The following is a 23,414-nucleotide window of genomic DNA, read 5'->3' as shown; positions in this document are numbered from 1 at the left end:
GTCGTCGGCACCGCCGTGCTGTTGAGCGCGGGATGCGACTGGCGCGGCGCGAACTCACTGCCCCTGCCAGGAACCGCGGGCGGCGAGGGTGACTCCTACACAATTCAGGCGCAGTTGCCCGATGTGACCAACATCCAGCAGAACTCGCGTGTACGGGTCGGCGATGTGACCGTGGGCAACATCACCAAGATCGAGCGTCAGAGTTGGCATGCGTTGGTCACCATCGCTCTCGACGGCAATGTCGATCTGCCCGCCAATAGCATCGCCACCGTCGGCCAGACGAGCCTCCTGGGGTCGTTGCATGTCGAGCTGTCTCCGCCGAAAGATGTTCCACCCGAGGGGAAGTTGCACGAGGGGTCCCTGATCCCCCTGTCGTCCGGAAACAGCTATCCGACAACCGAGCAGACGCTGTCCGCGGTCTCACTGTTGCTCAACGGAGGCGGGCTGGGCCAAGTCCAGGAAATCACCAAAGCGCTCAGCGTCGCGTTCGACGGGCGAGAGACCGATGTTCGAAAGCTGATCGACCAAATCGACGCGTTCATCGGACATCTGCGGGAGCAGACCGACGACATCATCGCCGCCACCGACAGCCTCAACCGGCTTTCAGGCCAGTTCGCCGCGCAGGAACCGATCCTCGACCGTGCGATCGACACCATTCCCGACGCCCTCAACGTGCTCAACGAGCAGCGAGGTCACCTCGTCGACGCACTGGACAAACTCGGAAAATTCAGTGCGGTGACGGCCGATTCGGTCAACCAGACCAAGGAGAGCCTGGTCAACGAGTTGAAGAACGTCGGTCCCATACTCGAGTCCCTGGCCAACGCCGGGCCGGCTTTGACGCGGTCGTTCGATTACCTCGCGACCTACCCCTGGTACCGCCCTGGCGTCCGGAACTGGGTCCGCGGCGACTATGCGAACCTCACCGGCGTCTTCGATCTGACGCTCAGCCGGCTCGACCAGAGCTTCTTCACCGGTACTCGCTTCGAGGGCGACCTGACCGAGCTGGAGATGCAGTGGGGACGCACCATCGGGCAACAGCCCAGCCCGTACACCGCTGCCAACCCACTCGTCGTGCCGTACCAGGCTGATCAAGGACGGTAACCGATGCGCCTCACCCGGAAGATCAAGATCCAACTCGCCATCTTCGCCGTCGTCGCGATCGTGGCGGGCTCGGTGATGGCCTTCGGCTACATCCGACTGCCCTCACTGCTGTTCGGCGTCGGGCAGTACACGGTGACGGTGCAGTTGCCGTCGACCGGAGGTCTGTACGCGAGCGGCAACGTGACGTATCGCGGTGTCGAGGTGGGCCGAGTCAAGGAGGTCCGCCTCACCGACACCGGCGTTGAGGCCAAGTTGGACTTGCGGTCCGACGTCAAGATTCCGTCCGAGCTCAGGGCTGAAGTTCACAGTCAGTCGGCTGTGGGTGAGCAGTTCGTCCTGCTGTTGCCTGAAGGGGACGCGCCGCCATTGAAGGACGGCGACGTCATCCCCCTGAGTCGAACCTCGGTGCCACCGGACATCAACTCGCTGCTCGACCAGACCAACGCCGGACTGGAAGCCATCCCGCAAGACAGTCTCCGCACCGTCGTCGATGAGAGCGCGACGGCTTTCAGCGGTCTGGGACCTGATCTTTCCCGGTTGGTGAAGGGCTCCACGGCGCTGGCGACTGACGCACGAAAGGAGCTCCAGTCGATCTCCGCCCTCATCGACGGATCAAGGCCGATCCTCGACACACAGATCGAAACGTCCGACTCGATCAGCGGCTGGGCCGGGAGTCTCGCCGACGTGACCGGACAGGTGAAAAACAACGACGGGGCGGTGCGCGGGCTGCTACAGCGCGGCGGTCCTGCCGCCGATTCGGTTCGACAACTGCTGGACCGCTTCCAGCCCTCACTGCCGATCCTGCTCGCCAATCTCGTCAGCACCGGCAATCTCGCGTTGGTGTACAACGCGAGTATCGAGCAGCTGCTGGTCATAGTGCCGCAAGGGGCCGCGTGGGGTACTGCCTTGGCGGTTCCGAATATGAACTCGAATCTCCCCTATCGGGGCCTGTGGTCGACGTTCAATCTCAACTTGAACCTCCCGCCACCATGCCGGACCGGATACTTGCCTGCATCCCAGCAGCGTTCGCCGTCGATGGTCGATGCCCCCGAACGCCCGGCGGAGGACCTCTACTGCCGGGTGCCACAGGATTCCGCGTTCAATGTTCGTGGCGTCCGTAACACGCCGTGTGTCCGGAAGCCCGGTAAGCGCGCACCGACGGCGAAGATGTGCAATTCCGACGAAGAGTACGTACCCCTCAACGAGGGTTTCAACTGGAAGGGTGACCCGAACGCTACGCTGTCAGGGCAGGACATTCCCCAGGCTCGCCCGGACGTGCCGCCCTCGACGAGCTGGCCCAATCCTGCACTTCCGCCCATATCCGTGGTGCCGTACGACCCCGCGACGGGAATGTACACCGCACCCGACGGCCGGGTGTACACCCAGAGCGAACTGGCGAAGCCAGCAGAGGAGAAGACCTTGCAAGACATGATGCTCCCTCGAAAGGGCACGCCGTGACAGCCGACGACGACAAGGCGACGACCAACGGACAAGAAATCGGTGCGAGAGACGCGGCAGCAGAATCTGCGAACGCCGAGGATGCCGCCGACACGAACGCATCGGCGCCGGAGGCGTCCGCTGCCCGCACGGAGAAACCGCGGGATACGGACGGGGAACCTCCGCAGAGGAGCGGTGGGCGCGGCAGGTTTATGCCCTCGGTCGCGGCCGCTCTAACGGTCGGGATCGTCCTGCTGTTGGCCGTCACCGTCACCAGTGGTTGGCTGGTCTATCAGAACTATCAGTCGCGGAATGCCGAAAAGGACCGTCAAGCGTTTCTGCAGGTGGCACGGCAGGGAGCGCTCAACCTCACGACGATCGACTGGCAGCAGGCAGACGCCGACATCCAACGCATCCTCGCCGGCGCCACGGGGCCGTTCCATGATGACTTCGCCCAGCGGGCGCAACCGTTCGTCGAGGTGGTCAAACAAGCGCAGTCTAAGTCGGAGGGAACGATCACCGAGGCGGCCCTCGAGTCCGAATCGGGCACCGAGGCACAGGCTTTGGTGGCGGTGAAGGTTAAGACCGCCACCGCTCAGGCGCCTGAGCAACAGCTGCGGTCGTGGCGGATGAGACTGACCGTGCAAGAGAAGGACAACGAGATCAAGGTCTCCAACGTGGAGTTCGTCCCGTGAAATCACCCCTGAGCGCACTTACCCATGACCGTCCGACTCGACGCAAACCAGTCGAGTCGACCGGTCCCGCCGAACCGGACGATGACGCCACAACCAGCACAGGCGCCGATGCAGCCGCCCCATCAGGGGTCGACCAGCTCAGTGCTTCGGACACCGATTCCGTGAACCCCGCCGACGTCAGCGCCGCTGACGCACCAACCATCGCCGCGGAGGACGAGGTCGACGACGACACGTCGGAGAAGCCCACGTCGGCGGCCAAGGCGCCGATGACTGAGCGGCGCTGGGTACGCACGGTGGCCTATGTGATCCTCCCGGTGCTCGTGATGGCCGTGGCCCTCGTCGGCGCATACGCCAAGTGGCAGGACGCCACCCGTCGGGCCGAGAATGTCGCGCGGGTCGAGTCCGTCCAAGCCGCCCGTGAAGCTGCGGTTGCGATGTTGTCCTACCGTCCCGAAAGCGTGGAGCCGCAGCTCGACGCGGCGGGCAAGCTCATGACCAACCAGTTCCGGGAGTCATACAGTTCCCTCGTGCGAGACGTGGTGATTCCCGGGGCAAAGAAGGACCAGATTTCAGCCACCGCGAAAGTCGCCGCCGTCGCCCCGGTATCAGCGGATCGCGACCATGCGGTGCTAGTCGTGTATGTCAATCAGACGACGACGATCGGCGCGGACCCGCCGACCGACACCACGTCGGTGGTGCGAGTGACCCTCGACAAGGTCGACGGTCGTTGGTTGGTAGCAGGATTCGACCCCGTCTAGACGGTATAGGTGACCGTCGGCATGAGCCGGGAGTTGCGGGGCCGGGATCCCGCTCACCCATGTGCGTGGGTTACCGAGTAGGGAGTCGCCTGCCCGGTCTATCCGACAGTCGTGGGAGGCCGGGTGTTTACAGAGCGTACGAATGTCGGACTGGACGCGCACGCACTTCGGTAGCGGCAGCGGTCATCGAATGGAGTTACTGGTTAAGGTGCAGCAGCTTCGCCAGTGTCCATCTCATCAGTACATTCGGTCGTTGTGGTTGAGTCGCTCCTGGGGATTGGCTGAACCAGATTAAATGCCCGGATTACTCACGACCGCTCTGGCAACCGAACCGATGTGTTCGGATCGTGAGTCCGGCGCAGTTCCGTTTTGACGACCTTGGTGGTGGCGTTGCGGGGCAATCGGTCCGCGAACTCATACCAGCGCGGCCGCTTGTAGCCAGCCATGCGTTCAATACACCAGCGGTCGAGATCCTGGGCCGTCACCGGCGCCCGAGCTACTACAACCGCTTTCACTGCTTCGCCCCAGCGATCGTCCGGTACGCCGATGACGGCGCACTCGGCGACGTCGGGATGTGCGCACAGCGTCGTTTCGACTTCAATCGAGTACACGTTCTCGCCGCCCGGCTTGACCATGTCCTTCTTTCGATCGACGAAGAAGAACACCCCGTCGTCGTCGACGCGTCCGAGATCGCCCGTGTGCAACCAACCGTTCTCCACCAAGGCGGTCGACTCGTCGGGCAGATTCCAGTATCCGATCGTGGCGGCCGGTGTGCGGAAGCAGAGTTCACCCGTCGACCCAGTCGGTACGGGATGGTCGTCCTCGTCGAGCACGGCGACGCCGATGCCGACGAGTGGCCGCCCCAGCACGGCATTGCCGCGGCGATGGTCCTCGCCGACTGCGAGAAGTGACATGCCGCCCAATTCCGTTGAGCCATAGGTGGTTGCGAGAAGAACGTGCGGCAGCGCACGAGCCAGGTCCTCGGCATCGCCGTTGGCGATCGCGAAGCGCAGGGTCGCCGACGAAGCGGTCGAGTCGGGATGATCTACCAGGGCGGTGGCATTCGGGTAGAGCGAAGTGACCGTCACGGATCGGGCGCGCACCACCTCCCAGAAGCGCTCAGGCGGGCACGGTCCGTCGACGACGTAGGTGCCGCCGGTGGCGAGGGTCGTCAGCATGAAGTGGAGGCCGGCAACGTGGAACAGCGGAAGCAGCGGCCACACCACATCGTCATTCGACGCGTGCGTGGCGTGCGCCCAAGCGCTGATGTTCGACAGCCAGCCTCGTTGAGTGAGCAGGCAACCCTTCGGTCGGCCTGTGGTGCCGGACGTGTAGAGCTGCAGAACGACGTCGTCGGCACAGCCACGGTCACCCCGGTACGGGTCGCTCACTCGGACGACGCGGTCCCAATGATCGCCACAAAACCACGTGGTGCCGTTCAACAGCCGGCCGTCGCGGGCGAGCGGTTCGACATCCCGGTGTACCAGCGCGAAACCGATATCGCCGTCGGTGATCTGGAAAGCGATATCCTTGGCCGCCGACCGTGGGTTCAGCGGTACGATCACCGCGCCGAGAACCGCTGCGGCGAGGAAGATCTCGACCACGGCGGGGTGGTTCTTCGACAGCACGGCTACGCGACTGCCCCGTCGGACTCCGGCGGCCGCCAACGCTCCAGCCGCGCGCCCGATCCTTTCATCGAGTTCGCCGTAGGTGACATCCACTCCGTCACCGACGATTGCGGACCTATCCGGGTGACGCGATACGGCTGTGGAGAGGATGTCACTGAGTAGCGGGTACGACCGGCTGGTGGTCACAGGTAGGCCTTTAGGTTGTGGATGGCCGACTGCGCGAGCGGCCCGTCGGCGGTCAGCGTGTTCGTCTCATTAAGTGGCATCCGGCGGACGCCGACGCGTGCGAACTCGCTCGCCGATCCTACGATGCGGTTCGAGGCGGACTCGGGGCCGAAAATCCACGGATCTCCAGCCGGGCTGACCAACTCGACGACGAGGTCGTCGAGAGAACCCGGCGCTGTGACGCCGGCCTGTCGCATAGCGTTCGGAATGGAGCGATGAACGAGATGGCATACGTGGCGTAGACGATCGGTGTCGGTGGAATCGACACCGAGGCCGGCAAAGCAGTCGAGGCCGTGTGCCCAGGTCTCCATGAGCCGGGCGGTGCACAGGCTGACAGCCGACATCTGGTTCGGACCCCACGGCACCTTCGTGCTCGGATCAATCGATCGGAAGGCTTTCAGCATGGCGGCTCTGTTTCGCCGCCAGTCGGCTAGCACGGCGGGGCCAGTCCGGTCGCCCGCCGGCCTTTCGATGATGTATCGGCCCGCGCCGGAACGAAGTTGGCTTGCGATATCGGCGAATCTCGCCTCACCGTCACCGGACAGCGAGTCACATGCCACGTCGTCGAAGAAGCTGAGGTGCGCAATCTGGTCGATAACACGCCAGCCGACGGCGGCGGACGGTGCGGACCACTGACGATCGGTCAGGTTCGCGACGAGGGCGTCCAGCGTGGATTGCTCGTCGATGAGATCATTGAGTACGCCCGAATTCACGGTCTCTCCAGAATCGTTGGGGGACACGGCTACCACGTCTGATCAGTGGGCCGGACCAGTATCTCGTTGAGCGCGACGTGCGATGGGCGCGTCACCATGTAGCAGATGGAGTCCGCGATGTCGTCGGGTTTCAGCATCTTCACGGCATCGCCCCTTTGTGCGATGGTTTCGCGAACCCCCGGCGCGAGATTCGCGTGCAGGTCGGTGTCGACGACGCCCGGCTCCACCAGGCCGACCCGCACGCGCCGCGGCAGCAACTCCTGGCGCAGCGATTCCGAGAACGCGTTGAGGCCGAACTTGGTCAGGCTGTAGACGGCGGTGCCCGGCCGGGCCACCCGGCCGGCCGTCGAACTGACGTTCACGATGTCCGCGACGGCGCGCTGCGAGCTGTTGACCGCTGCCGTCAGATGAGGCAGTACGCAGTGTGTGATGTTCAGGACCGCATGCAGGTTCGTGGCAATCATCTGCTCCCACTCACCCTCACCGGCGTCCGCCACCGGTCCGACGTACATGACGCCTGCGTTGTTCACGAGGATGTCAATGCGGCCGTGCTCGGCGACGACGCGTTCCACCGCCTGGTCGGTGCTGTCACGTTCGGTGAGGTCGGTGGCCACGACACCCATCGTTCCGCCGGCGCCTCGAACGTCTTCGGCGACCGCGGACAACCGATCGGCGCGCCGTGCCAATCCGACGACGGTCGCCCCTTCCGCAGCCAGTCGTCTCGCCGTGGCCGCACCTATACCGCTACTCGCCCCCGTGATCACGGCGACTGCGCCGTCCAGTGTCGTTGTCATATGAGGATCGCCCCTTCGTGGATACAATAAGCGGAGCACGCTCCGCTTCAACCATAAGCGGATTATGCTCCGCTTGCAATGTCGAGACGAGAGGTGATGTCCGTGGACGACGCCCGACGCCTACGCGCCGACGCGCAGCACAACGAGCAGCGCATCTTGATGGCGGCCGCGCGGGCCTTTCGGGCGGGGCGCGACACGTCGCTGCGTGCCGTCGCGCGAGAGGCCGGGGTCGGGATCGGGACCCTGTACCGACGGTTTCCTACACGCGAGCATCTGGTGGAGGCTGTGTACCGGGCCGACAGCGAGCGCCTATGCGAGTCGGTTCCCGCGCTGCTCGAGCAACACCCGCCCCTGGCAGCTTTGCGAATGTGGATGGAGGACTTCCTCGAACACCTCCTGACAAAAGAGGGGATGGCCGGATCGCTGCGTGCAGTCCTCGCCGATGCCGGCGATCTGCGCATGCAGACGCGCGGGCACCTCCTGGCGGCAATGCGTACGTTGATGACCGCCGCGATCGCCGAGGGCTCCGTCCGCGCGGACGTCGACCCGCAGGATGTCCTCATGACGCTCGGCGGTATCGCGCAGATCATCACCGACGAAAGTCAACACGCTGTGTCCGGTCGGTTGGTCGATCTTCTCGTCGACGGCCTTCGATGGCAGGGCGGATCCGAAGAGGTTGCGACGCAAAGCGCGACAGCCGACCCGAGCTGCACAGCGCGGCAGCGGAGACCAAGCGCACAGTAACTTTGGACAAGCTCACAAATTGTGGGTGACGCTACCGCCCGCGTGGCAGACTCGAGTTCCGATTCAGAAGCGCGAACCGTCGGCGCCCAGAGCGGGCTGTCATGAAGTTCATCGCGGGAGTATTCGTCCGGCCAGACGCTGTCTCCGCGGCTATTGTGAGCAGTCGCGGTCGCCGAACGCGTCCAGTACCTGTACTCGGAAGGGTTCAGCTCGGTAAAAGACGGCGAATTCCTGCTCGACACCCCGCAGGATCCGCTCCCGACTCAGGTTCGTTCGGCCGCCGAACGTGTACAGGGTGAACGAGACGACCGCCTACAGCATTCGGACGATCTCGACGGACCTGGAGCGGCACTCGTGTAGTCGTAGCGAGACCTTCCCGTTCGGCCGCGGAGAGATGTCGTGGGTCCGTCACAGGCATGTACTGACGCTAATCGATCTCGATGCCCAAAGGAGTCACGATATGCCTGGAAACGGTCGTCGACATCTGCGACGTCAAGACCGAAATTCGATGCAGCGTAACGGTGTACACCATGACACGGTTGAGTGCTGTTGTCGCATGCTCTGCCATGACCGCGTCGACCGCAGGTGGGAGAGATCGTCCCATCCGCTCGTCAAGGCGCACACGGTCGCGATCAGATCGGCGACCGGGTCTGGGTAGGCGACGTGCAGCATAGTCAGGCCCAATGTGCTTGTGACAATCGGCGACCAGTCCGTCCGCGAATCCCTTGATGATCTTCGCTGCCAATGCCCTGACTTCAGCAGGCCCGGGTTGGTAATGGTGTGTTCGGTGAGATACAACGCGAGGCTGCCACCGATGTCGCGCACGCAGCAGGATCGCGGTGGGTGGCGTTCAGGATCGCGCCCGGGTAGCGCTCGCGAAGCGTGTCGAGCGCGAATCCATGTTGTGGTCCTAGGAGATTCGATTATCCCGGTTTGCCGGTCTGCAAGTAGCTTCAGCTGAAGTTGGTGAGTCTCCTACGCCCGGCTCAGATCCGTGGACATGATCCAGTCCTGGTAGCTCGGTATGTGGTAGACCATGGTCCACACCGAGCTGGCGAACTCATGGGTCAGCAGCGTGCTGCACTCCACGGGGGCATCGGGCGGGTCGTGGCGAATTGCGCGGAAGCCGGGAATACGAGGTCCGACATCTCGTCGAACGGATTCCAGGTAACGCGAGTCGCCGAAAGAGGTATCGGCTTGCGGTGATGGGACCGACCGCAGGGCTTCTAACCGCGGCAGGGATCTCGCCACGCACCGAACGGACCCGCCAGCAGGCCGATCCGTTCAAGGTCTGCACCGATTACCTGTGGTCGATTCGGTGACCTCACTGCTCGACATTGAACACGATCTTCCGCGTGCCGGGCTCGCGCGACGCGAACGTGGTATAGCCGAGTGGCCCCTCGGTGAGTGGAAAGTGATGTGAAACCAGCGCTTCTGGCCGCATCTTGCCAACTTCGACCAGCCGGAGCAGTGGCGGCAATTGCTGCTGTACTGAGCAGGCTCCTTGGCGAACGGTTAATTGCAGTGCGAACACGTGCATGATCGGCCATTCCATGGTCAGCGGGGGAACGCCGGCGATGGCGAGGTGTCCGCCGACGGCCGCCAGTCCGATGGACGTCGTGATGGTCGGCGCCGCGCCGACCGCTTCGACGACGCAGTCGGCGTTGTGGCCGTCCGTCAAATCCCGTACCGCTTCGACGATGTCGTCGGCGAACACGCCGACGCCGACGACTTCCACGGCGGCGGCGCGACGGTCGGGCAGTGGGTCGATGGCCAGCACGCGGCTGGCGCCACACGCCACCGCGGACATCACTGCACTAAGTCCCACGGGTCCGAGACCAACAACCGCCACGACCGAACCGGGACGGACCTCGGCCTGCTGTACCGCGTTCCATCCGGTCGGCAGATTGTCGGTCAGCACGACAGCGGCGTCGTCGCTGATCGCATCGGATATTCTCGTGAGATTGCGATCGGCGCCGGTGATCGCGGCGTACTGCGCCTGCAGGCCGCTGTGCCCAATGCCGATGCCGTACGTCGTACCATGTCCGTCGAGGCACCCCATCGTCCATCCGGCCGAACACGATGGACATGTGAGACACCCCGCGGACGCGGGGACGAGGACGCGATGACCTTTCTCGATGGTGCGTACGGCGCTGCCGACCTCGAGCACCCGACCGACGGCTTCGTGCCCGAGGATGAAGCCGGGATCGGGGGCGAACTCATAGCCACTGTACGTGTGCAGGTCACTGCCGCAGATTCCCGACGAGCTGACCTCTAGGATCGCGGAATCCTCGTCTATCAACGTCGGGTCCGGGACGTCTGCTACGGAAACGGTTCGTGGTCCGTCCCACCTCAGCGCCTTCACCATCACTCCTCACCGCTTCACCCGCTTGGGCGCGGTCACGAACACACCTTATGATCACATCGTTATTTTATCTAGCACAAGAGTGGCGTCTGAGTCCTTCGGACCTGCCGGAGATCGAAAGCACCTCCCGACTGAACATTCTGCTGCAGAAGAGAAATGGCAACAACTACGCGAGGAAGCGGGTATCGCATGAACGTTCCGAAAACACAACAGGCAATGGCTATGAAGGAGCAGTTCGCCGCGCCCGTGCAGGAGGAGCGGCCGGTCGGAACACCGGGCGCCGGCGAAGTGCTGGTCAAGGTCAACGCCACCAGCATGAACTACCACGACACGGTGAACCTGCAAGGCCTGATCTGGGGTCCCTGGCCGCGGGTTCCCATGACCGACGGAGCGGGTGAAGTTGTCGCCGTAGGCCCAGGTGTCACCGATCTCGCCGTCGGCGACCGGGTGACGAGCGTGTTCTACGCCGGATGGTACGAGGGCACACCCACCCCCGAGAAGAAGGCGGAGATGCCCGGCGACTCGTGCGACGGGTGGCTACAGCAGTACCGGGTCGCCAGCGCGCAGAGTGTGGTGACGACCCCGGCCCATCTGTCCGACCTCGAAGCGGCGACGCTGCCCTGCGCAGCGGTCACGGCGTGGGGTGCGCTGATCGAGGGCAATGTCGGCGAGGGAGACGTGGTCGTCACGCAAGGCACGGGAGGCGTGTCGTTGTTCGCCGTGCAACTCGCGCATGCGCTCGGCGCCACGGTGATTCTCACGTCATCGTCCGATGAGAAACTCGAGATCGGCCAGCAGCTCGGTGCGACACATCTGATCAATTACCGTACGAATCCTGACTGGGAGAGCGCGGTCCGGGAAATCACGGGTGGGCGCGGGGCCGACCTCGTCGTGGACATCGGTGGGCCTGAGACACTCGCCCATTCGGTCAGGGCCGTCCGGATGGCTGGGACGGTCGCGGTGGTCGGCGTGCTGACGGGATACGAGATGGCACCCATTCCGATCACCGACACGATGTTGAACAACATTCGCATCGTCGGGATCACGGTGGCAAGCGCAGTTGATTTCGTAAAGATGAATGCGTTGGTGTCCAAGCACAAGATCAAGCCGCACATCAGCGACGTTTTCGACTGGACCGAGGTCACCAAGGCGGCCGAATTCATGCAGTCGGCCGGACACATCGGCAAGATTGCGCTGACCATTCCGTGACCGCCGTTCGCGATGCTGAACTGCGCGCGGTGTTTATCGACTTCGCCGGAACGCTGTTCGACGACCACGCGCCGCGGGATGCGCACCTGACTCAGCTGCGACACCTCGCGACGCTATGCGAGGTGAGCATGCTCGACGCCGAACTGCGCGCGGCATACCGCCACGGCTTCGCGAGTGCGTACAGCACGATCGCCTGTGCTCGGTATTACCCGCATCGAGCGCTGTTCGTCGCCGCTTTCGCCGCCACTGCAAAGTTGATGGGGACTCGAATCAGTCGGGACGACGTGGAAGCGCTGGTCGACCTTCAGTACGCGGCTACTATTGCCGGTGCGCGCCTCCGCGACGATTGCATCGCAACGCTGACACGCTTGCGAGGCAAGACAACCTCCTCCACATCGTCTCCAACATCGACAGCGAGCAGATAGACGGTCTCGTAGAGAAGTTCGGGCTGGGACAGTTGATCGATGGGCGGACCAGTTCTGAAGCGGCGCAATCGTGTAAGCCCGACCCAGGCATCTTCCGCACGCGCTTCGCAAGGCCGGGTGCGAGCCTGAGTCCCCACTTCTCGTCGGTGATACGCCGATGCATGACATCACGCCGCCGGCTCGTTCGGGTATCGGTACCGCATTGCTGGCACGGCTGAAGACGGCCGTGCCAGTCAACGACGCCGACCACGTGATCTACGGCTTGTCCGAGGTTGTTGCGCTGACCGGTTGCGGGCAGTCCACGACGAATGGAACATGACCTCGGACTTCGAGTTGGAGGTTGAGCCGATCTCGATGTCACGCCGACACCGATCTACGCAAGGCCGGTGACAACGACGCGTTGATCGCGGCCGTGGCCGACAACATCCATGAAGACCTGCACCACCGGAGCATTTCGACAAATCAACGAAGTCAATCGTGTAACCAGGTTAGGGTGATGGAGAGTTTCGACGAAGGAGATCACTCATGCACCTGGACGCATTCCTGTGGGACGCGATCGCGCTCGAGCAATTGCCGACCATCGCGGGTGATCTGGAGCGCATCGGTTACGACGCACTCTGGGCCGGTGAGGTCCAACATGATCCGTTCCTGCAGCTTTCTCGGATCGCCGAGACCGCCAAGCGGGTGACATTGGGAACGGCAATTGCCGTTGCCAGTTCGCGATCGCCGATCACGATGGCGCATCTGGGATGGGACATGCAGCGATACACGGCAGGACGATTCATTCTCGGCCTCGGTTCCAGCACACGATTGCAGGTCGAGGAACGCTACGGGATGCCGTGGGGCCGACCGGCGGCCCGTATGGCCGACTATGCCGCGGCCGTGCGCGCGGTGTGGGCGGCATGGGACAGCGGTGAACCGCTCAACCATCGTGGGCCGTTCTACCGGCACACGTTGATGTTGCCCAACTTCACGCCCCCGCGCCACGACTACGGGCCTCCGCCACTTTATCTCGCTGCGGTCGGACCCAAGATGGTCACTGTCGCAGGCGAGTCCTTCGACGGGGTGCACCTGATCGGGTTTCAAAGTGCCGCGTACCTGCGTGAGGTAACTGTGCCCGCCCTAACCGCGGCGCGGGCGGCCGTGGGGAAGACGATGGATGACTTCGTGGTCAATACACCGGTTGTCGTCACGGCGGGACGCAATGACGAGGAGCTCGAAACTGCCACGGCTGAAGCGAAGCATCGTCTTGCATACTATCTTTCGGTACCTGACTACCGCCCCATGCTGGCCCATCACGGGTGGGAGGACGTGCAAACGGAGCTGGCCGCGCTCCAGGCCGCAGAACGGTATGACGAGATGGCCGCACGGATCCCAAACGAAGTTTGGGACGCCTACGTTCTTACCGGAACTCCCTCCCAGATCGCCGTTCAGGCATTCGATCGGCTCTACGGCATCGTGGATCGAATCAGCATGGTCAGCATGGCGAGCGCACAGAATCCGATCTCAGAGATGGCCCGGGAGCTGGCGGCAGCCTTCCGGGACGAGAAAGCTAGGCGCACCGAGATAGCGTTCCGGTTATCCGATCAATCAACGACCGCAGGTCTCTGATCGATAGTCGTGTATGAGGCGAGCTGTCCTTGCGCACGGCCGGGCTAACGGCGTGCCTCGCGCCAGAACGCACGGTCTTGCCGCGAGCACGTGCATTATCGCTGTCTCTGCCGTGAAGGTCGTCTCGGCAGCCCTGTTCAGCGCTATATCCCTTGGTATCGTGACCGATGAGTCATGGCCGTGGAGCGAGGACTATCGGCACTTCTGATGATCTGTCGAGCCCTGTTCTCATCAGATTGGCGACGCTGCGAGGTCCACTAGCTAGCTAGTGGTCATCGACGTGAACCACGCACATGCGCCGGCGACTCGCCGGCGCATGATCGTCTGGCGGTTGTGGATCCCATCCACGGGTTGCCATCGACGAATCATCCATGCGTTAGCTACTTGTACGATGCATCGATGGCCAAGCCGCTGATTCCGGCGGAGGACATCCTCAGCCGCGCGCTCGAACTGCTGGACTCGGGTGGCCCGTCGGCGCTCAACGTGCGCCGTCTGTCTGCCGATCTGAAGATCTCGCCGCGCACGTTGTATCAACAGGTCGGAAATCAGGAGGAACTCACCAGGGCCCTGGTCGCGCGTCACTTCTCCCAGTTGCGGCTGGAGTTCAAGAAGTTCGAGACCTGGGAGCAGACGGCGCTGAGCTGGTGCCTGGCGTTGAATGCCGCTCTCTGCGCACATCCGTACATCACCGATCTGATGACGACCGACGATCGCGCCGCGGTGACGGGCTACGTCGAGGCACTGCTCGAGGCCACACTGGAAGCGGGTATCCCGCGGACACTGGCGATCGAGTGCTGCCGGGGGTTGACGAACATGACGATCAACCACTCGCTCGTGGAGGTTCGGGCCTTGAGGGAGTCGAGCGACTCGCCGAAGACCAAGGCCGAGTTCGTCAAGGTCGACAAGAACTTTCGTCGACTCGTCGAATGGGTGATCGCCGCGGTGCGCGCCGAAGCGAACGACCGCGCGTCGACGTCACGACGACGGCCCTCGCGGCGCGGGTAACACGCTTTCCCGCCCTGGGAATCAATGTTATTTTAAGCTCGGGTTGCGGCGCACTCCCTGCGCCGCGTTCGGAGGGACCATTGATGAGCACCACGGGAGAGTGTCCGTTCAACGCGGGATTCGACCTGACGGACCCCGCCGTGCACGCCGAAGGCATGCCGCTGAAGGAATACGCGGAACTACGCAGGACCGCGCCGGTCTGGTGGAACGCGCAGAACCCCGGCACCGGCGGCTACCACGACGGCGGGTTCTGGGTGGTGACCAAGTACGACGACGTCAAGGCCGTCTCGCGCGACTCGGAACTGTGGTCCAGCTACATCAACACGTCGATCCCAAGGCTGCCCGAGGACATCACACCCGAGCAGGTCGGTCTGACGAAGATCATGATGCTGAACCAGGATGCACCGTCGCACACCCGGCTGCGCCGCCTCATATCGCGTCTGTTCACGCCGCGCGCGGTGGCGGCCATGGAGGACAGGCTGCGTGACACGGCGTACCGCATCGTGCACGCGGCGGCGGAGAAGGACTGCGGCAACTTCGTGGACGACGTGGCGGCCAAGCTGCCGATGGAGGCTATCGGTGATCTCATCGGAGTTCCGCCGGGCGACCGCGAAAAGGTGTTGTCCTGGACCAACTCCATGCTCAACAGCGAGGATCCGGATGCCGACGATCCCAGGGAAGCGAGTGCCCAGCTACTGGGCTATGCGTATCAGTGGGCTGAGGACCGTCGGAAGAATCCGGCTGACGACATCGTGACCCGACTGGTGACCGACGACGAACGGGGCGAGGCGCTCGACGAGACGGAGTTCGGCTTCTTCGTCATGCTGCTTGCCACCGCGGGCGGTGAAACGACCAGAAACGCCATCACGTTCGGCATGGCCCAGTTGCTCACCGACCGCGCCCAGTGGGAACTGTTCAAGAGCGAACGGCCGGCGACGGCGGTCGACGAGGTGATTCGCTGGTCCACCCCGGTGCAGTGCTTTCAACGGACCGCGACACGGGACACCGAGATCAATGGCGTTCCCATAGCGGCCGGCCAGCGGATCACCATCTACTACGGTTCGGCGAACTTCGACGAGGACGTCTCCACCGACCCCCATCGTTTCGACATCCTTCGAAACCCGAACCCGCATGTGAGTTTCGGTGGCTCCGGGGCGCACTACTGCATTGGGGCCAACCTCGCTCGCATGGAGGTCGGCCTGATGCTCAACGCGATCGCCGACGTGCTTCCCGACATCGAGATGACCGGCGACCTCGAGCTCGTCCGATCGGGCTGGATTCACGGTGCCAAGAACCTCCCCGTGCGATACCACGCCCGATCGCGTCACGCGCGGGCAACGGCATGAGCGCCGCGGCGGAGCTGCTGGCCGCACAGCGGGCCGCCTTCCTCGCCGAGGGCACTCCGAGCGCCGAGGGTGCGCATCGACCGGATCTTGCGTCTGCAGGCCATGCTGCTCGCCCACGCTGATGACTTCTGCGACGCCCTAAGGCAGGACTTCGGTACGCGACCCCACCAGCTGTCGCTGGCGTCGGACATCGTCGGCTGCATGGGCGATGTCGATCACCAGCGCACCGCCCTCAAGAAGTGGATGCGGCCCGAGAAGCCCTCGCGGCTGATGTCGTTGGCCGGGCTTCGGATGGGGATCCGGCACGACCCGAAGGGAGTCGTGGGCGTCATGGGCGCGTGGAACTACCGCTCAAGCTCTGCATCGTGCCGGCTGGACCGGCCTTCGCGGCCAGCAACAGGTCATGATCAGGCCGTCCTCGGTGACCACGGCGACCGCGGCGACCCTCGCCGGGGTTGCGCCGCGGTACTTTGCAGCCGAGGAGTTCGCAGTTATCACGAAAGATCAGGTCACGGGATCGGAGTTCGCCAAGCTGCCCTTCGACCACGCGTTCTTCACCGGGTCGCCCCAGGTCGGCGCGTCGGTGGCGCAGGACGCGGCCGCGAACCTCGCCCCGGTGACGCTCGAACTCGGCGGGAAGAATCCTGTGATCGTCGACATCGACGCCGACATCACCGCTGCCGCTCAGGGTGTCGCGGATGGGCGAATGGCCAACGGTGGACAGGTATGCATGTGCCCGGATTACGCGTTCGTACCCGCGGGGCGATGCGATGAATTCGTTGAGGGAGTGCTGACGCGGTGGAAGGCCAACAATCCCACGCTGGCCACGAACGACGAGTACACCTCCGTTATCGACGATAAGAACTTCGCTCGTATCGTCGACCTCATCGGCGACGCGAAAGCCCTCGGCGTCACCGTGCACCGCATGGTGCCACCGGGGGAAGAGCCCGACGATCCCGTCACGCGTAAGATCGCCCCGACTGTTCTCACCGACGCCACCGAGGACACGGGCGTCGAGTCGGACGAGATCTTCGGGCCGGTCCTCGTCGTCCACACCTACGACAAATTGGGTGAAGCGATCGACTACATCAGCGCCAGGCCGCATCCGCTCACGCTCTACTGGTTCGGACCGGACAACCGCCGCTTTCAGCAGGTTCAGAACCGGACCCGCAGTGGATCGGTGAACGCCAACGACACGATGCTGACCGTGATATCCAGCAAGCTCCCCTTGGGCGGCGTCGGACGCAGCGGAATGGGCAACTACCAGGGTAGGAACGGATTCATCACCCTCAGCCACGCTCGCTCGGTGGTGTATTCGGCGTTGCCGATCTCGCTGGCACAGTTGGCGTCTGCGCCCTTCGCGGGCAGGGAGACGAAACTGTTCGATTTTCAACTCCGAAGGTCCCGCTTGCGCAACAAGATCTCGCGCAGACGAAGCGGGACGTGATTGTCAGTTCGCGTTCCAGCGTGCCACTGCGTCCGCCACCGACATCAGCCGCGAGTTGGGTGGTTCGGGCGCGTCACACGTGGTTCTGCTGAAGATCGGCGGCGGCAGTGTCTGATGCAGTCCGTCGATGTCGCCGAGCAGATTGCGGGCCTTCACCTGCCGGTCGTGGACCGCCTCGCTCATCGTCAGCACCGGTGTGACGCAGGCGTCCGTCCCGTCGAACAGGGCGCACCACTCGTCGCGCGTTCGAGTCCTGACGGTCTCGCCGATGATTCGGCGCAGTTCGGACCAATGTTCCCGGTCGTCGCGGTCGGGAATCTCCGCCGTGTCGAGGCCGAGGCCATCGAAGAAGAGTCTGGAGAACTTGTGCTCGATCGCGCCGACCGCGAGGAAGCGGCCGTCGGCGCATTCATACACTCCGTAGACCGGTGAGCCACCGTCGAGGATGTTGCTGACCCTGTTCTCGTCCCAAGCGCCCATCGCGCGGATGCTCCAGATCTGCTGCGCCAGAGTGGTCACCCCGTCGACGATCGCGACATCGAGCACCTGCCCCGCGCCGGATCGGCCACGCTCCAGAAGCGCTGCGAGGACTGCGGAGAGCAGCAGCATCGACCCGCCGCCGAAATCGCCGACGAGGTTCAGCGGCACCGCCGGACGATCGGCCGCACCGATCGCGTCCAGCATTCCCGTGACGGATAGGTAGTTGATATCGTGCCCGGCGGTGTGGGCCCGCGGGCCGTCCTGGCCCCAGCCCGTCATCCGTGCGTAGACGAGGCGCGGGTTGACCGTCCAACACGCATCGGGGGACAGGCCCGCCTTCTCGGCGACGCCGGGACGAAACCCTTCGATCAGCACGTCGGTGTGGCGGATCAGTTCTTGTACGGAGCGCACCTGTTCCGGATCCTTCAGGTCTGCTGCGACCACGGTGCGGTTGCGCAGCTGGGACTCGCCGAGCAGGTCGTCCGGCGCTCCGTCGGCGCCCGGTCGCACCACCCGGACGACGTCGGCGCCCCAGTCGCCGAGCATCATGGCGGCATGCGGGCCGGGGCCCATGCCGGCCAACTCGACAACGCGTGTTCCAGACAGTGGACCCACAGCTAGGCCCCCAGCAGACTGTTTCGCACCGCGAGCCGGTGGATCTTCTCACTGGCGTTGCGCGGCAACGGGTGCGGCGTGATGGTGATGTCCCTCGGCACCTTGTGGGCGGGCAGGTGCTCCTTCAGGTGCGCGCGCAGCGTCGCCTCGTCTAGCTGTGCCGATTCCTGCGGGTGGCACACCATCGCCAGTTCCTCGCCCATGGCCTCGTCCGGCAGACCGACGACGGTGACCTCCCTGACCGACGGGTGCCGGTAGGCCGCGTTCTCGATGTCGATCGGCGCGATGTTCTCGCCGCCGCGGATGACGAGTTCCTTGATCCGGCCGGTGATGTGCAGGAAGCCGTCATCGTCGATGGTCCCGAGGTCGCCCGTTCGAAGCCAGCCGTCGGCCGTGAACGCCTCGCGGGTCGCCGCCTCTATCCGCCAGTAGCCCGGAGTGACGGTCACACCTCTGAGCTGCACTTCGCCGTCGTCACCGTGGGTTGCGTCCGCCGCGGATTCGGCGATCCGGATCTCGATGATCGGCGACGGGATTCCGCAGGACGTGGGCTTGAGGTCGAACACGGGTCCGCTCATCGTAGCACCGACGGAGGCCGTTTCGGTCATCCCGAAACTCGCTGCACGCGAGGCGATTTCGAGCTTTTCTTGTAAGAGCCCCGGTAGGTCCACCGGGGTCGCCGCACCGGCTGCAGCCACGCGCGTGATCGACGACATGTCGTGTCGCTCGTAGTCGGGATGGGTCAGCAGGTCCTTCAGAATGGCTGGAACGGTGGAGATCCCGGCGATGCGCTCGGATTCGATCAGTGCCATCGCGGTCGGTCCATCCCACTTGCGCATGAGTGCGATCTTGTGGCAGAGCATGCACGGGAGTAGAAGCCCGCTGAAGAGCCCGGTGGCGTGGAACAACGGCACGGTGATGAGATCAGATTGGGTCCCGCTGCTCGCGGCACCGACGCCGGTTCCGCCCAGTTCGAGAGAGAGGAAGCCGATGAGGAACATGTTCATCAGGGCTTGTCCGGCGACGACCTGCCGGTAACATACCCCCTTGGGTTTGCCGGTGCTTCCGGAGGTGTACAGCAGCATCGCGAGGTCCAGCGGACCGAGGGTCGGAGGTGTGGGTGTCGGTCCCTCGTGCGCGAGGACGACATCGCCGATCGGTGTCGCGCGCGGACCGTTGTCGCTCGCCTCCGGCAGGCCTTCGACATCGGTGAGGACGGCGGGAATTCCGTTGCCTTGCAGCGCTCCAACGGCCAGCTTGTACCGCGGCAGATCAGCGAACAGCAGCGACGCCTCGGAATCGAGCGGCGTGTACTCGAGTTCCTCGGATGAGCCCCAACTGTTGGTCGGGACCGCGACCGCGCCGACGGAGCAGATCGCCGCGAAGGCGATGAGCCAGTCCGCACAGTTGCGCATGGCTATCGCGACGCGGTCCCCAGCCGTCACACCGTAGTCGGTCTGCAGCGCACGCGCCACCGCGTCGACGGCACGGAAGTACTCCCGGAACGTCCACCGTGCGCCGTCGGCGACGATGAAATCGGTGTCGCCGTGGTTGCCTCCTATCGCGAGGATGTCGAGCAGCGTCGCAGAAGCGTGCGTGTACGTCCGGTATGGCGCGCCGCCCAGTTCACGGGTGCCGACCTCGAACGGCCGTCCCGTACTCGTCAACCGCGCGATGGCGCGGTGCGGGTCGGCCGCAGTGATCGGCGCCGCGCGCTCCTTCGATGCGGTCATCCCGCGACGCCGCCGTCGATCGTGATCAGCGTTCCCGTCGTGTAGCTGGACGCCTCCGAGAGGAAGTAGACGGCCGCGCCGACGACTTCGTCCGGGCGGCCGACACGCCCCAGCGCAATGGGCCGGACGATATCGGGCAGCAGGCCCGCGTTCCTGACGAACCCGGAGGCCGCGTCGGTGTCGAAGGTGCCGCACACGATTCCGTTCACGCGCACTCCCGCCGGCGCGTACTCCTGCGCCGTCGCGGCCGTCAGTGCGTTCAACCCGGCTTTGGCCGACGCGTAGACGGCGGTGATCGGTGTCGGCTTCACCGACGCCAGTGAGCTGATGTTGATGATCGAACCGCCTCCGGTGCCGGACATCGCGGTGGCGGCCAGCGCAGTCAAGCGCGTCGGACCCTTGAGGTTGACGCCGATCACCTTGTCGAACAACGTCTCCGACGTCTCCAGCAGCGATGGCGCGAGAGGGCTCATGCCGGCGTTGTTCACCAGACCGTCGAGCCTGCCCCAGCGTTGTACCGCCGCGTCGACGACGGCGTCGAGGGAGGCCCAGTCACCCACGTGGCAGGCCAGCGGGTGTGCTTGGCCGCCGCTCTCCTGAATCTGTGCGGCCAGCTTCTCGCAAGCCTCCAGCTTCCGGCTGGCGATCACGACGCGCGCGCCGCGGGCGGCGAGGCCGACGCTCATGGCCGCGCCGAGGCCACGACTGCCGCCGGTCACCAGGACGACGCGGCCGGCGATATTGAAGAGTGGGTCGGTCATCGGGCGAAACTCCTTGCGCGATCGAGAAGCCCGTCGGCGATGGTGCCGAAGAGCTCGTGGAACGGGTTACGGGATTCCCCCCGAACGTGTTTGGCGTAGGAGCCCTCGAGGACGATCGCAAGCTTCCACGCGCTGAACACCTGGTACCAGTCGAATGTCGACATGTCGCGCCCGGTCGCCTGCGCGTACCGCTGCACCAGGGCCTCCGGCGTCTGGCAGTGTGCGCGATCGATGCCGTTGGGTCCGTCGGGATCGGCCAGTCCGATGGGATTGCCGGGTTCGGGCCAGAAGATCATCGCCCAGGCGAGGTCGATGAGGGGGTCGCCGACCGTCGTCATCTCGAAGTCGACCAGGCATGCGATCCGCGGCGGCGGGGCCGGCGCCCAGATGATGTTGTCCAGCTTGTAGTCACCGTGCATTACCGTCAGGTCGCCCTTGTCGGGAATGTCGTCGCGGAGCCACGCCGCGAGCTGGTCGACACCGTCGAGCTCTCGAACGCGGTAGCTGTCCAACTGTTTCAGCCAGCGGTCGACCTGACGTTCCAGAAACCCGTCGGGGTGTGACAGCTCGGCTAGCGCGGTGTGCCTCCAGTCGATGGCGTGCAGGGCGACGAGCGTGTCGATGAGTTGTTCGCCGATGGCTCCGTGCGACTGCGGCTCGGCTGCCAATGCCGCTGGGAGGCCGTCGCGTCGGATGACTCCGCCCTCGACGAACGACATCACGAAGAACGGCGCACCCAGGACGGCGGGATCGTCGCTGTGGGCGAGGACCTCAGGAACCGGGAGACCCTGCCCGCCAAGTGCTTCCATAATGCGCGCCTCGCGAATTACCTGGTGTGCGGTGTCGGAGACCGCCGCCTGCGGGGCCCGTCGCACCATCCACGACCTCCCAAGCCGGTCGACGCGGAACATTTCACAGCTGCCGCCGCCGCGGATGGCCTCGACCTGGATTTCGGCGCGCTCACCGGTGGCGTCATCGAGCCAGCGGGTGAACCTCGCGACGTCGAAGTCGACCGACGTCGTGTTCATACGCCCGCTTCCAGCAGATGCGCGAAGCGGGTTCGTGCGGCCTTCAACCGGGTCGGCACATGCTCGGTGGGCCACCCCTCAACCCCCTGATAGCGCTTGAGCTCCTCCTTGGCGATCGTCACCTTGTGGACCTCGTTCGCACCGTCGACGAGCGGGGCCATCCGGGCCATCCGGTACATGTACTCCAGGGGCATGTCGGAGGTGTACCCGAGCGAACCGTGTACCTGTAGGGCGCGGTCGACGACGTTGTGCACCACCTCGGCGTTGTAGACCTTGCACATCGCGATGTCGCTACGCGCGCCCTGATTGCCCTCGCGGTCGAATCTCCACGCTGCGCGCAGGGTGAGCAGCTTGGCCGTCTCGAGTTCGATGCGGGAGTCGGTGATGTACTCCTGGACCATCTGATGGCGGGTGTAGGACTTGCCGAACGAAGAGCGTGAATGCGCTCGTTCGCACATCATGTCGAAGGCGCGTTCGGCCTCGCCCAGCCAGCGGGTGGCGTGGTGCAACCGGCCGGGTCCCAGGCGCACCTGGGACAGGACGAAGCCGTGGCCCCGGGTCCCGATCAGATTCCCCTCGGGAACCCGCACGTCGTCCAGGAGGATCTCGGCGTGGTTGCCGAGGCGCCCGTACTCGATGACGGGGTCGTGCATCGAGGGGATGTCCCGCAGAATGGTCATTCCGGGGGTTCCGCGCTCGACGATGATCATCGAATAACGAAGGTGGATCGGTGCTTCGGGTTCGGTGAGCACCATGAAGATGATGAAGTCGGCGACCGACGCGTTGGTGATCATCCACTTGCGGCCGTTAAGCACCCAGTGATCACCGTCGAGCACGGCGGTGGACTGGATCTGGGTGGGGTCGGTGCTGGACACCCACGGTTCGGTGATGGCGAAGGCGCTGCGGATGTCGCCGCGTAGATTCGGCCACAGCCACCGCTCCTTCTGCTCCGGTGTTCCGCCGTCTGCCAGGAGTTCGGCGTTGCCGGAATCCGGCGCCATGTTGCCGAACACCTCCATCGCAGCGCCTACCCGGCCGGTGATCATGTTCATCTGCGCGAGTGCGAGCTGTCCTAACCCGGTGCCGCCGAGTTCTTTCGGCAGGTGCGCCGCCCACAGTCCCTGCGCTTTTACCTGCTCCTTGAGTGGGTCGAGCAGGCGCGCGGCCTCCGCTGGCAGCAGTTCGGGGAGCAGCGGCTCCAGCGGGAGTATCTCCTCGTCGACGAACTGCTCGATCCAGTCGAGTTTGCACGCGAATTCGGTGTCGGGGCAGAAATCCCACGTCATGTCGATTC

The 23,414-nt window shown here is 64.5% G+C and carries 21 protein-coding genes; 12 read left to right on the top strand and 9 right to left on the bottom strand.

The window, feature by feature from the left end:
- The first annotated feature begins 15 nt into the window (after positions 1–15).
- From AU194_RS20445 to AU194_RS20430, 4 genes are read left to right on the top strand one after another with little or no spacing between them, the layout of a single operon-like run.
- On the top strand, positions 16–1,101 hold the full coding sequence (locus AU194_RS20445) for an MCE family protein (RefSeq protein ID WP_304438554.1): 1,086 nt from the start codon (positions 16–18) through the stop codon (positions 1,099–1,101).
- Between the two features lie 3 nt (positions 1,102–1,104).
- Positions 1,105–2,559, top strand: a complete 1,455-nt coding sequence (locus AU194_RS20440) for an MCE family protein (protein WP_059091079.1) — start codon at positions 1,105–1,107, stop codon at positions 2,557–2,559.
- Entirely contained in the window at positions 2,556–3,233 is a 678-nt protein-coding gene (locus AU194_RS20435) for a hypothetical protein (RefSeq protein WP_082698749.1), read from the top strand. The genes AU194_RS20440 and AU194_RS20435 overlap by 4 nt, the downstream gene beginning before the upstream one ends.
- On the top strand, positions 3,230–3,991 hold the full coding sequence (locus AU194_RS20430) for a hypothetical protein (RefSeq protein ID WP_157576315.1): 762 nt from the start codon (positions 3,230–3,232) through the stop codon (positions 3,989–3,991). The genes AU194_RS20435 and AU194_RS20430 overlap by 4 nt, the downstream gene beginning before the upstream one ends.
- A gap of 308 nt (positions 3,992–4,299) precedes the next feature.
- On the opposite strand, the gene AU194_RS20425 is transcribed toward AU194_RS20430, so the two are convergent.
- The 3 genes from AU194_RS20425 to AU194_RS20415 are packed head-to-tail and all read right to left on the bottom strand — an operon-like array spanning position 4,300 to position 7,351.
- Complete coding sequence (locus AU194_RS20425; RefSeq protein ID WP_082698748.1) at positions 4,300–5,805, bottom strand: class I adenylate-forming enzyme family protein; 1,506 nt, start codon at positions 5,803–5,805, stop codon at positions 4,300–4,302.
- A complete protein-coding gene (locus AU194_RS20420) occupies positions 5,802–6,584 on the bottom strand; it encodes a maleylpyruvate isomerase family mycothiol-dependent enzyme (protein WP_197417685.1) in 783 nt (260 codons plus the stop codon). The genes AU194_RS20425 and AU194_RS20420 overlap by 4 nt, the downstream gene beginning before the upstream one ends.
- Positions 6,585–6,586: 2 nt before the next feature.
- On the bottom strand, positions 6,587–7,351 hold the full coding sequence (locus AU194_RS20415) for an SDR family oxidoreductase (protein WP_059091074.1): 765 nt from the start codon (positions 7,349–7,351) through the stop codon (positions 6,587–6,589).
- Positions 7,352–7,453: 102 nt separating this feature from the next.
- On the opposite strand from AU194_RS20415, the gene AU194_RS20410 reads away from it, so the two are divergent.
- Entirely contained in the window at positions 7,454–8,095 is a 642-nt protein-coding gene (locus AU194_RS20410) for a TetR/AcrR family transcriptional regulator (protein ID WP_197417684.1), read from the top strand.
- A gap of 1,324 nt (positions 8,096–9,419) precedes the next feature.
- Here the strand turns inward: AU194_RS20410 and AU194_RS20405 are convergent.
- Positions 9,420–10,463, bottom strand: coding sequence for an alcohol dehydrogenase catalytic domain-containing protein (locus AU194_RS20405; RefSeq protein WP_082698745.1), 1,044 nt, complete (start codon positions 10,461–10,463; stop codon positions 9,420–9,422).
- A gap of 186 nt (positions 10,464–10,649) precedes the next feature.
- Between AU194_RS20405 and AU194_RS20400 the strand changes: the two genes are divergently transcribed.
- From AU194_RS20400 to AU194_RS20375, 7 genes are all read left to right on the top strand, one after another.
- Entirely contained in the window at positions 10,650–11,669 is a 1,020-nt protein-coding gene (locus AU194_RS20400; protein ID WP_197417683.1) for an NAD(P)-dependent alcohol dehydrogenase, read from the top strand.
- A complete protein-coding gene (locus AU194_RS20395; RefSeq protein WP_059091071.1) occupies positions 11,666–12,094 on the top strand; it encodes a hypothetical protein in 429 nt (142 codons plus the stop codon). The genes AU194_RS20400 and AU194_RS20395 overlap by 4 nt, the downstream gene beginning before the upstream one ends.
- Positions 12,095–12,251: 157 nt before the next feature.
- The gene (locus AU194_RS31920) at positions 12,252–12,413 is read left to right on the top strand and encodes a hypothetical protein (RefSeq protein WP_157576312.1); all 162 of its coding nucleotides are present in this window, start codon (positions 12,252–12,254) and stop codon (positions 12,411–12,413) included.
- 206 nt (positions 12,414–12,619) lie between these two features.
- Positions 12,620–13,705 (top strand): TIGR03617 family F420-dependent LLM class oxidoreductase, encoded by a 1,086-nt coding sequence (locus AU194_RS20390; RefSeq protein ID WP_059091070.1) that lies wholly within the window; start codon positions 12,620–12,622, stop codon positions 13,703–13,705.
- Between the two features lie 399 nt (positions 13,706–14,104).
- Positions 14,105–14,710, top strand: a complete 606-nt coding sequence (locus AU194_RS20385) for a TetR/AcrR family transcriptional regulator (protein WP_157576310.1) — start codon at positions 14,105–14,107, stop codon at positions 14,708–14,710.
- 83 nt (positions 14,711–14,793) lie between these two features.
- Positions 14,794–16,056 (top strand): cytochrome P450, encoded by a 1,263-nt coding sequence (locus tag AU194_RS20380; protein ID WP_059091068.1) that lies wholly within the window; start codon positions 14,794–14,796, stop codon positions 16,054–16,056.
- Between the two features lie 403 nt (positions 16,057–16,459).
- A complete protein-coding gene (locus AU194_RS20375; RefSeq protein ID WP_231743500.1) occupies positions 16,460–17,503 on the top strand; it encodes an aldehyde dehydrogenase family protein in 1,044 nt (347 codons plus the stop codon).
- 3 nt (positions 17,504–17,506) lie between these two features.
- On the opposite strand, the gene AU194_RS20370 is transcribed toward AU194_RS20375, so the two are convergent.
- From AU194_RS20370 to AU194_RS20350, 5 genes are read right to left on the bottom strand one after another with little or no spacing between them, the layout of a single operon-like run.
- Positions 17,507–18,598: a CaiB/BaiF CoA-transferase family protein gene (locus tag AU194_RS20370; RefSeq protein ID WP_059091067.1), complete on the bottom strand. Its 1,092-nt coding sequence runs from the start codon at positions 18,596–18,598 to the stop codon at positions 17,507–17,509.
- A gap of 2 nt (positions 18,599–18,600) precedes the next feature.
- The gene (locus AU194_RS20365; RefSeq protein WP_059091066.1) at positions 18,601–20,331 is read right to left on the bottom strand and encodes a class I adenylate-forming enzyme family protein; all 1,731 of its coding nucleotides are present in this window, start codon (positions 20,329–20,331) and stop codon (positions 18,601–18,603) included.
- The gene (locus AU194_RS20360) at positions 20,328–21,092 is read right to left on the bottom strand and encodes an SDR family NAD(P)-dependent oxidoreductase (protein WP_059091065.1); all 765 of its coding nucleotides are present in this window, start codon (positions 21,090–21,092) and stop codon (positions 20,328–20,330) included. The genes AU194_RS20365 and AU194_RS20360 overlap by 4 nt, the downstream gene beginning before the upstream one ends.
- A complete protein-coding gene (locus tag AU194_RS20355) occupies positions 21,089–22,120 on the bottom strand; it encodes a phosphotransferase family protein (protein WP_059091064.1) in 1,032 nt (343 codons plus the stop codon). The genes AU194_RS20360 and AU194_RS20355 overlap by 4 nt, the downstream gene beginning before the upstream one ends.
- Positions 22,117–23,406, bottom strand: coding sequence for an acyl-CoA dehydrogenase family protein (locus tag AU194_RS20350; protein WP_059091063.1), 1,290 nt, complete (start codon positions 23,404–23,406; stop codon positions 22,117–22,119). Before AU194_RS20350 ends, AU194_RS20355 begins: the two co-directional genes overlap by 4 nt.
- Positions 23,407–23,414: the final 8 nt, after the last annotated feature.

The sequence above is a fragment of the Mycobacterium sp. GA-2829 genome (genome assembly GCF_001499965.1).
Taxonomy (GTDB): Bacteria; Actinomycetota; Actinomycetes; order Mycobacteriales; family Mycobacteriaceae; genus Mycobacterium.
The sequence above is the reverse complement of the archived record's forward strand: the minus strand, read 5'-3'. Positions and strand labels throughout refer to the sequence as shown.

What these genes read in the sequence shown, in the direction of transcription:
- AU194_RS20440 (WP_059091079.1), top strand. Translation starts at nt 1,105, where the DNA reads ATGCGCCTCACCCGGAAGATCAAGATCCAACTCGCCATCTTCGCCGTC.
- AU194_RS20415 (WP_059091074.1), bottom strand. Translation starts at nt 7,351, where the DNA reads ATGACAACGACACTGGACGGCGCAGTCGCCGTGATCACGGGGGCGAGT.
- AU194_RS20405 (WP_082698745.1), bottom strand. Translation starts at nt 10,463, where the DNA reads ATGGTGAAGGCGCTGAGGTGGGACGGACCACGAACCGTTTCCGTAGCA.
- AU194_RS20400 (WP_197417683.1), top strand. Translation starts at nt 10,650, where the DNA reads ATGAACGTTCCGAAAACACAACAGGCAATGGCTATGAAGGAGCAGTTC.
- AU194_RS31920 (WP_157576312.1), top strand. Translation starts at nt 12,252, where the DNA reads ATGCATGACATCACGCCGCCGGCTCGTTCGGGTATCGGTACCGCATTG.
- AU194_RS20390 (WP_059091070.1), top strand. Translation starts at nt 12,620, where the DNA reads ATGCACCTGGACGCATTCCTGTGGGACGCGATCGCGCTCGAGCAATTG.
- AU194_RS20385 (WP_157576310.1), top strand. Translation starts at nt 14,105, where the DNA reads ATGGCCAAGCCGCTGATTCCGGCGGAGGACATCCTCAGCCGCGCGCTC.
- AU194_RS20380 (WP_059091068.1), top strand. Translation starts at nt 14,794, where the DNA reads ATGAGCACCACGGGAGAGTGTCCGTTCAACGCGGGATTCGACCTGACG.
- AU194_RS20375 (WP_231743500.1), top strand. Translation starts at nt 16,460, where the DNA reads ATGATCAGGCCGTCCTCGGTGACCACGGCGACCGCGGCGACCCTCGCC.
- AU194_RS20365 (WP_059091066.1), bottom strand. Translation starts at nt 20,331, where the DNA reads ATGACCGCATCGAAGGAGCGCGCGGCGCCGATCACTGCGGCCGACCCG.
- AU194_RS20360 (WP_059091065.1), bottom strand. Translation starts at nt 21,092, where the DNA reads ATGACCGACCCACTCTTCAATATCGCCGGCCGCGTCGTCCTGGTGACC.
- AU194_RS20355 (WP_059091064.1), bottom strand. Translation starts at nt 22,120, where the DNA reads ATGAACACGACGTCGGTCGACTTCGACGTCGCGAGGTTCACCCGCTGG.
- AU194_RS20350 (WP_059091063.1), bottom strand. Translation starts at nt 23,406, where the DNA reads ATGACGTGGGATTTCTGCCCCGACACCGAATTCGCGTGCAAACTCGAC.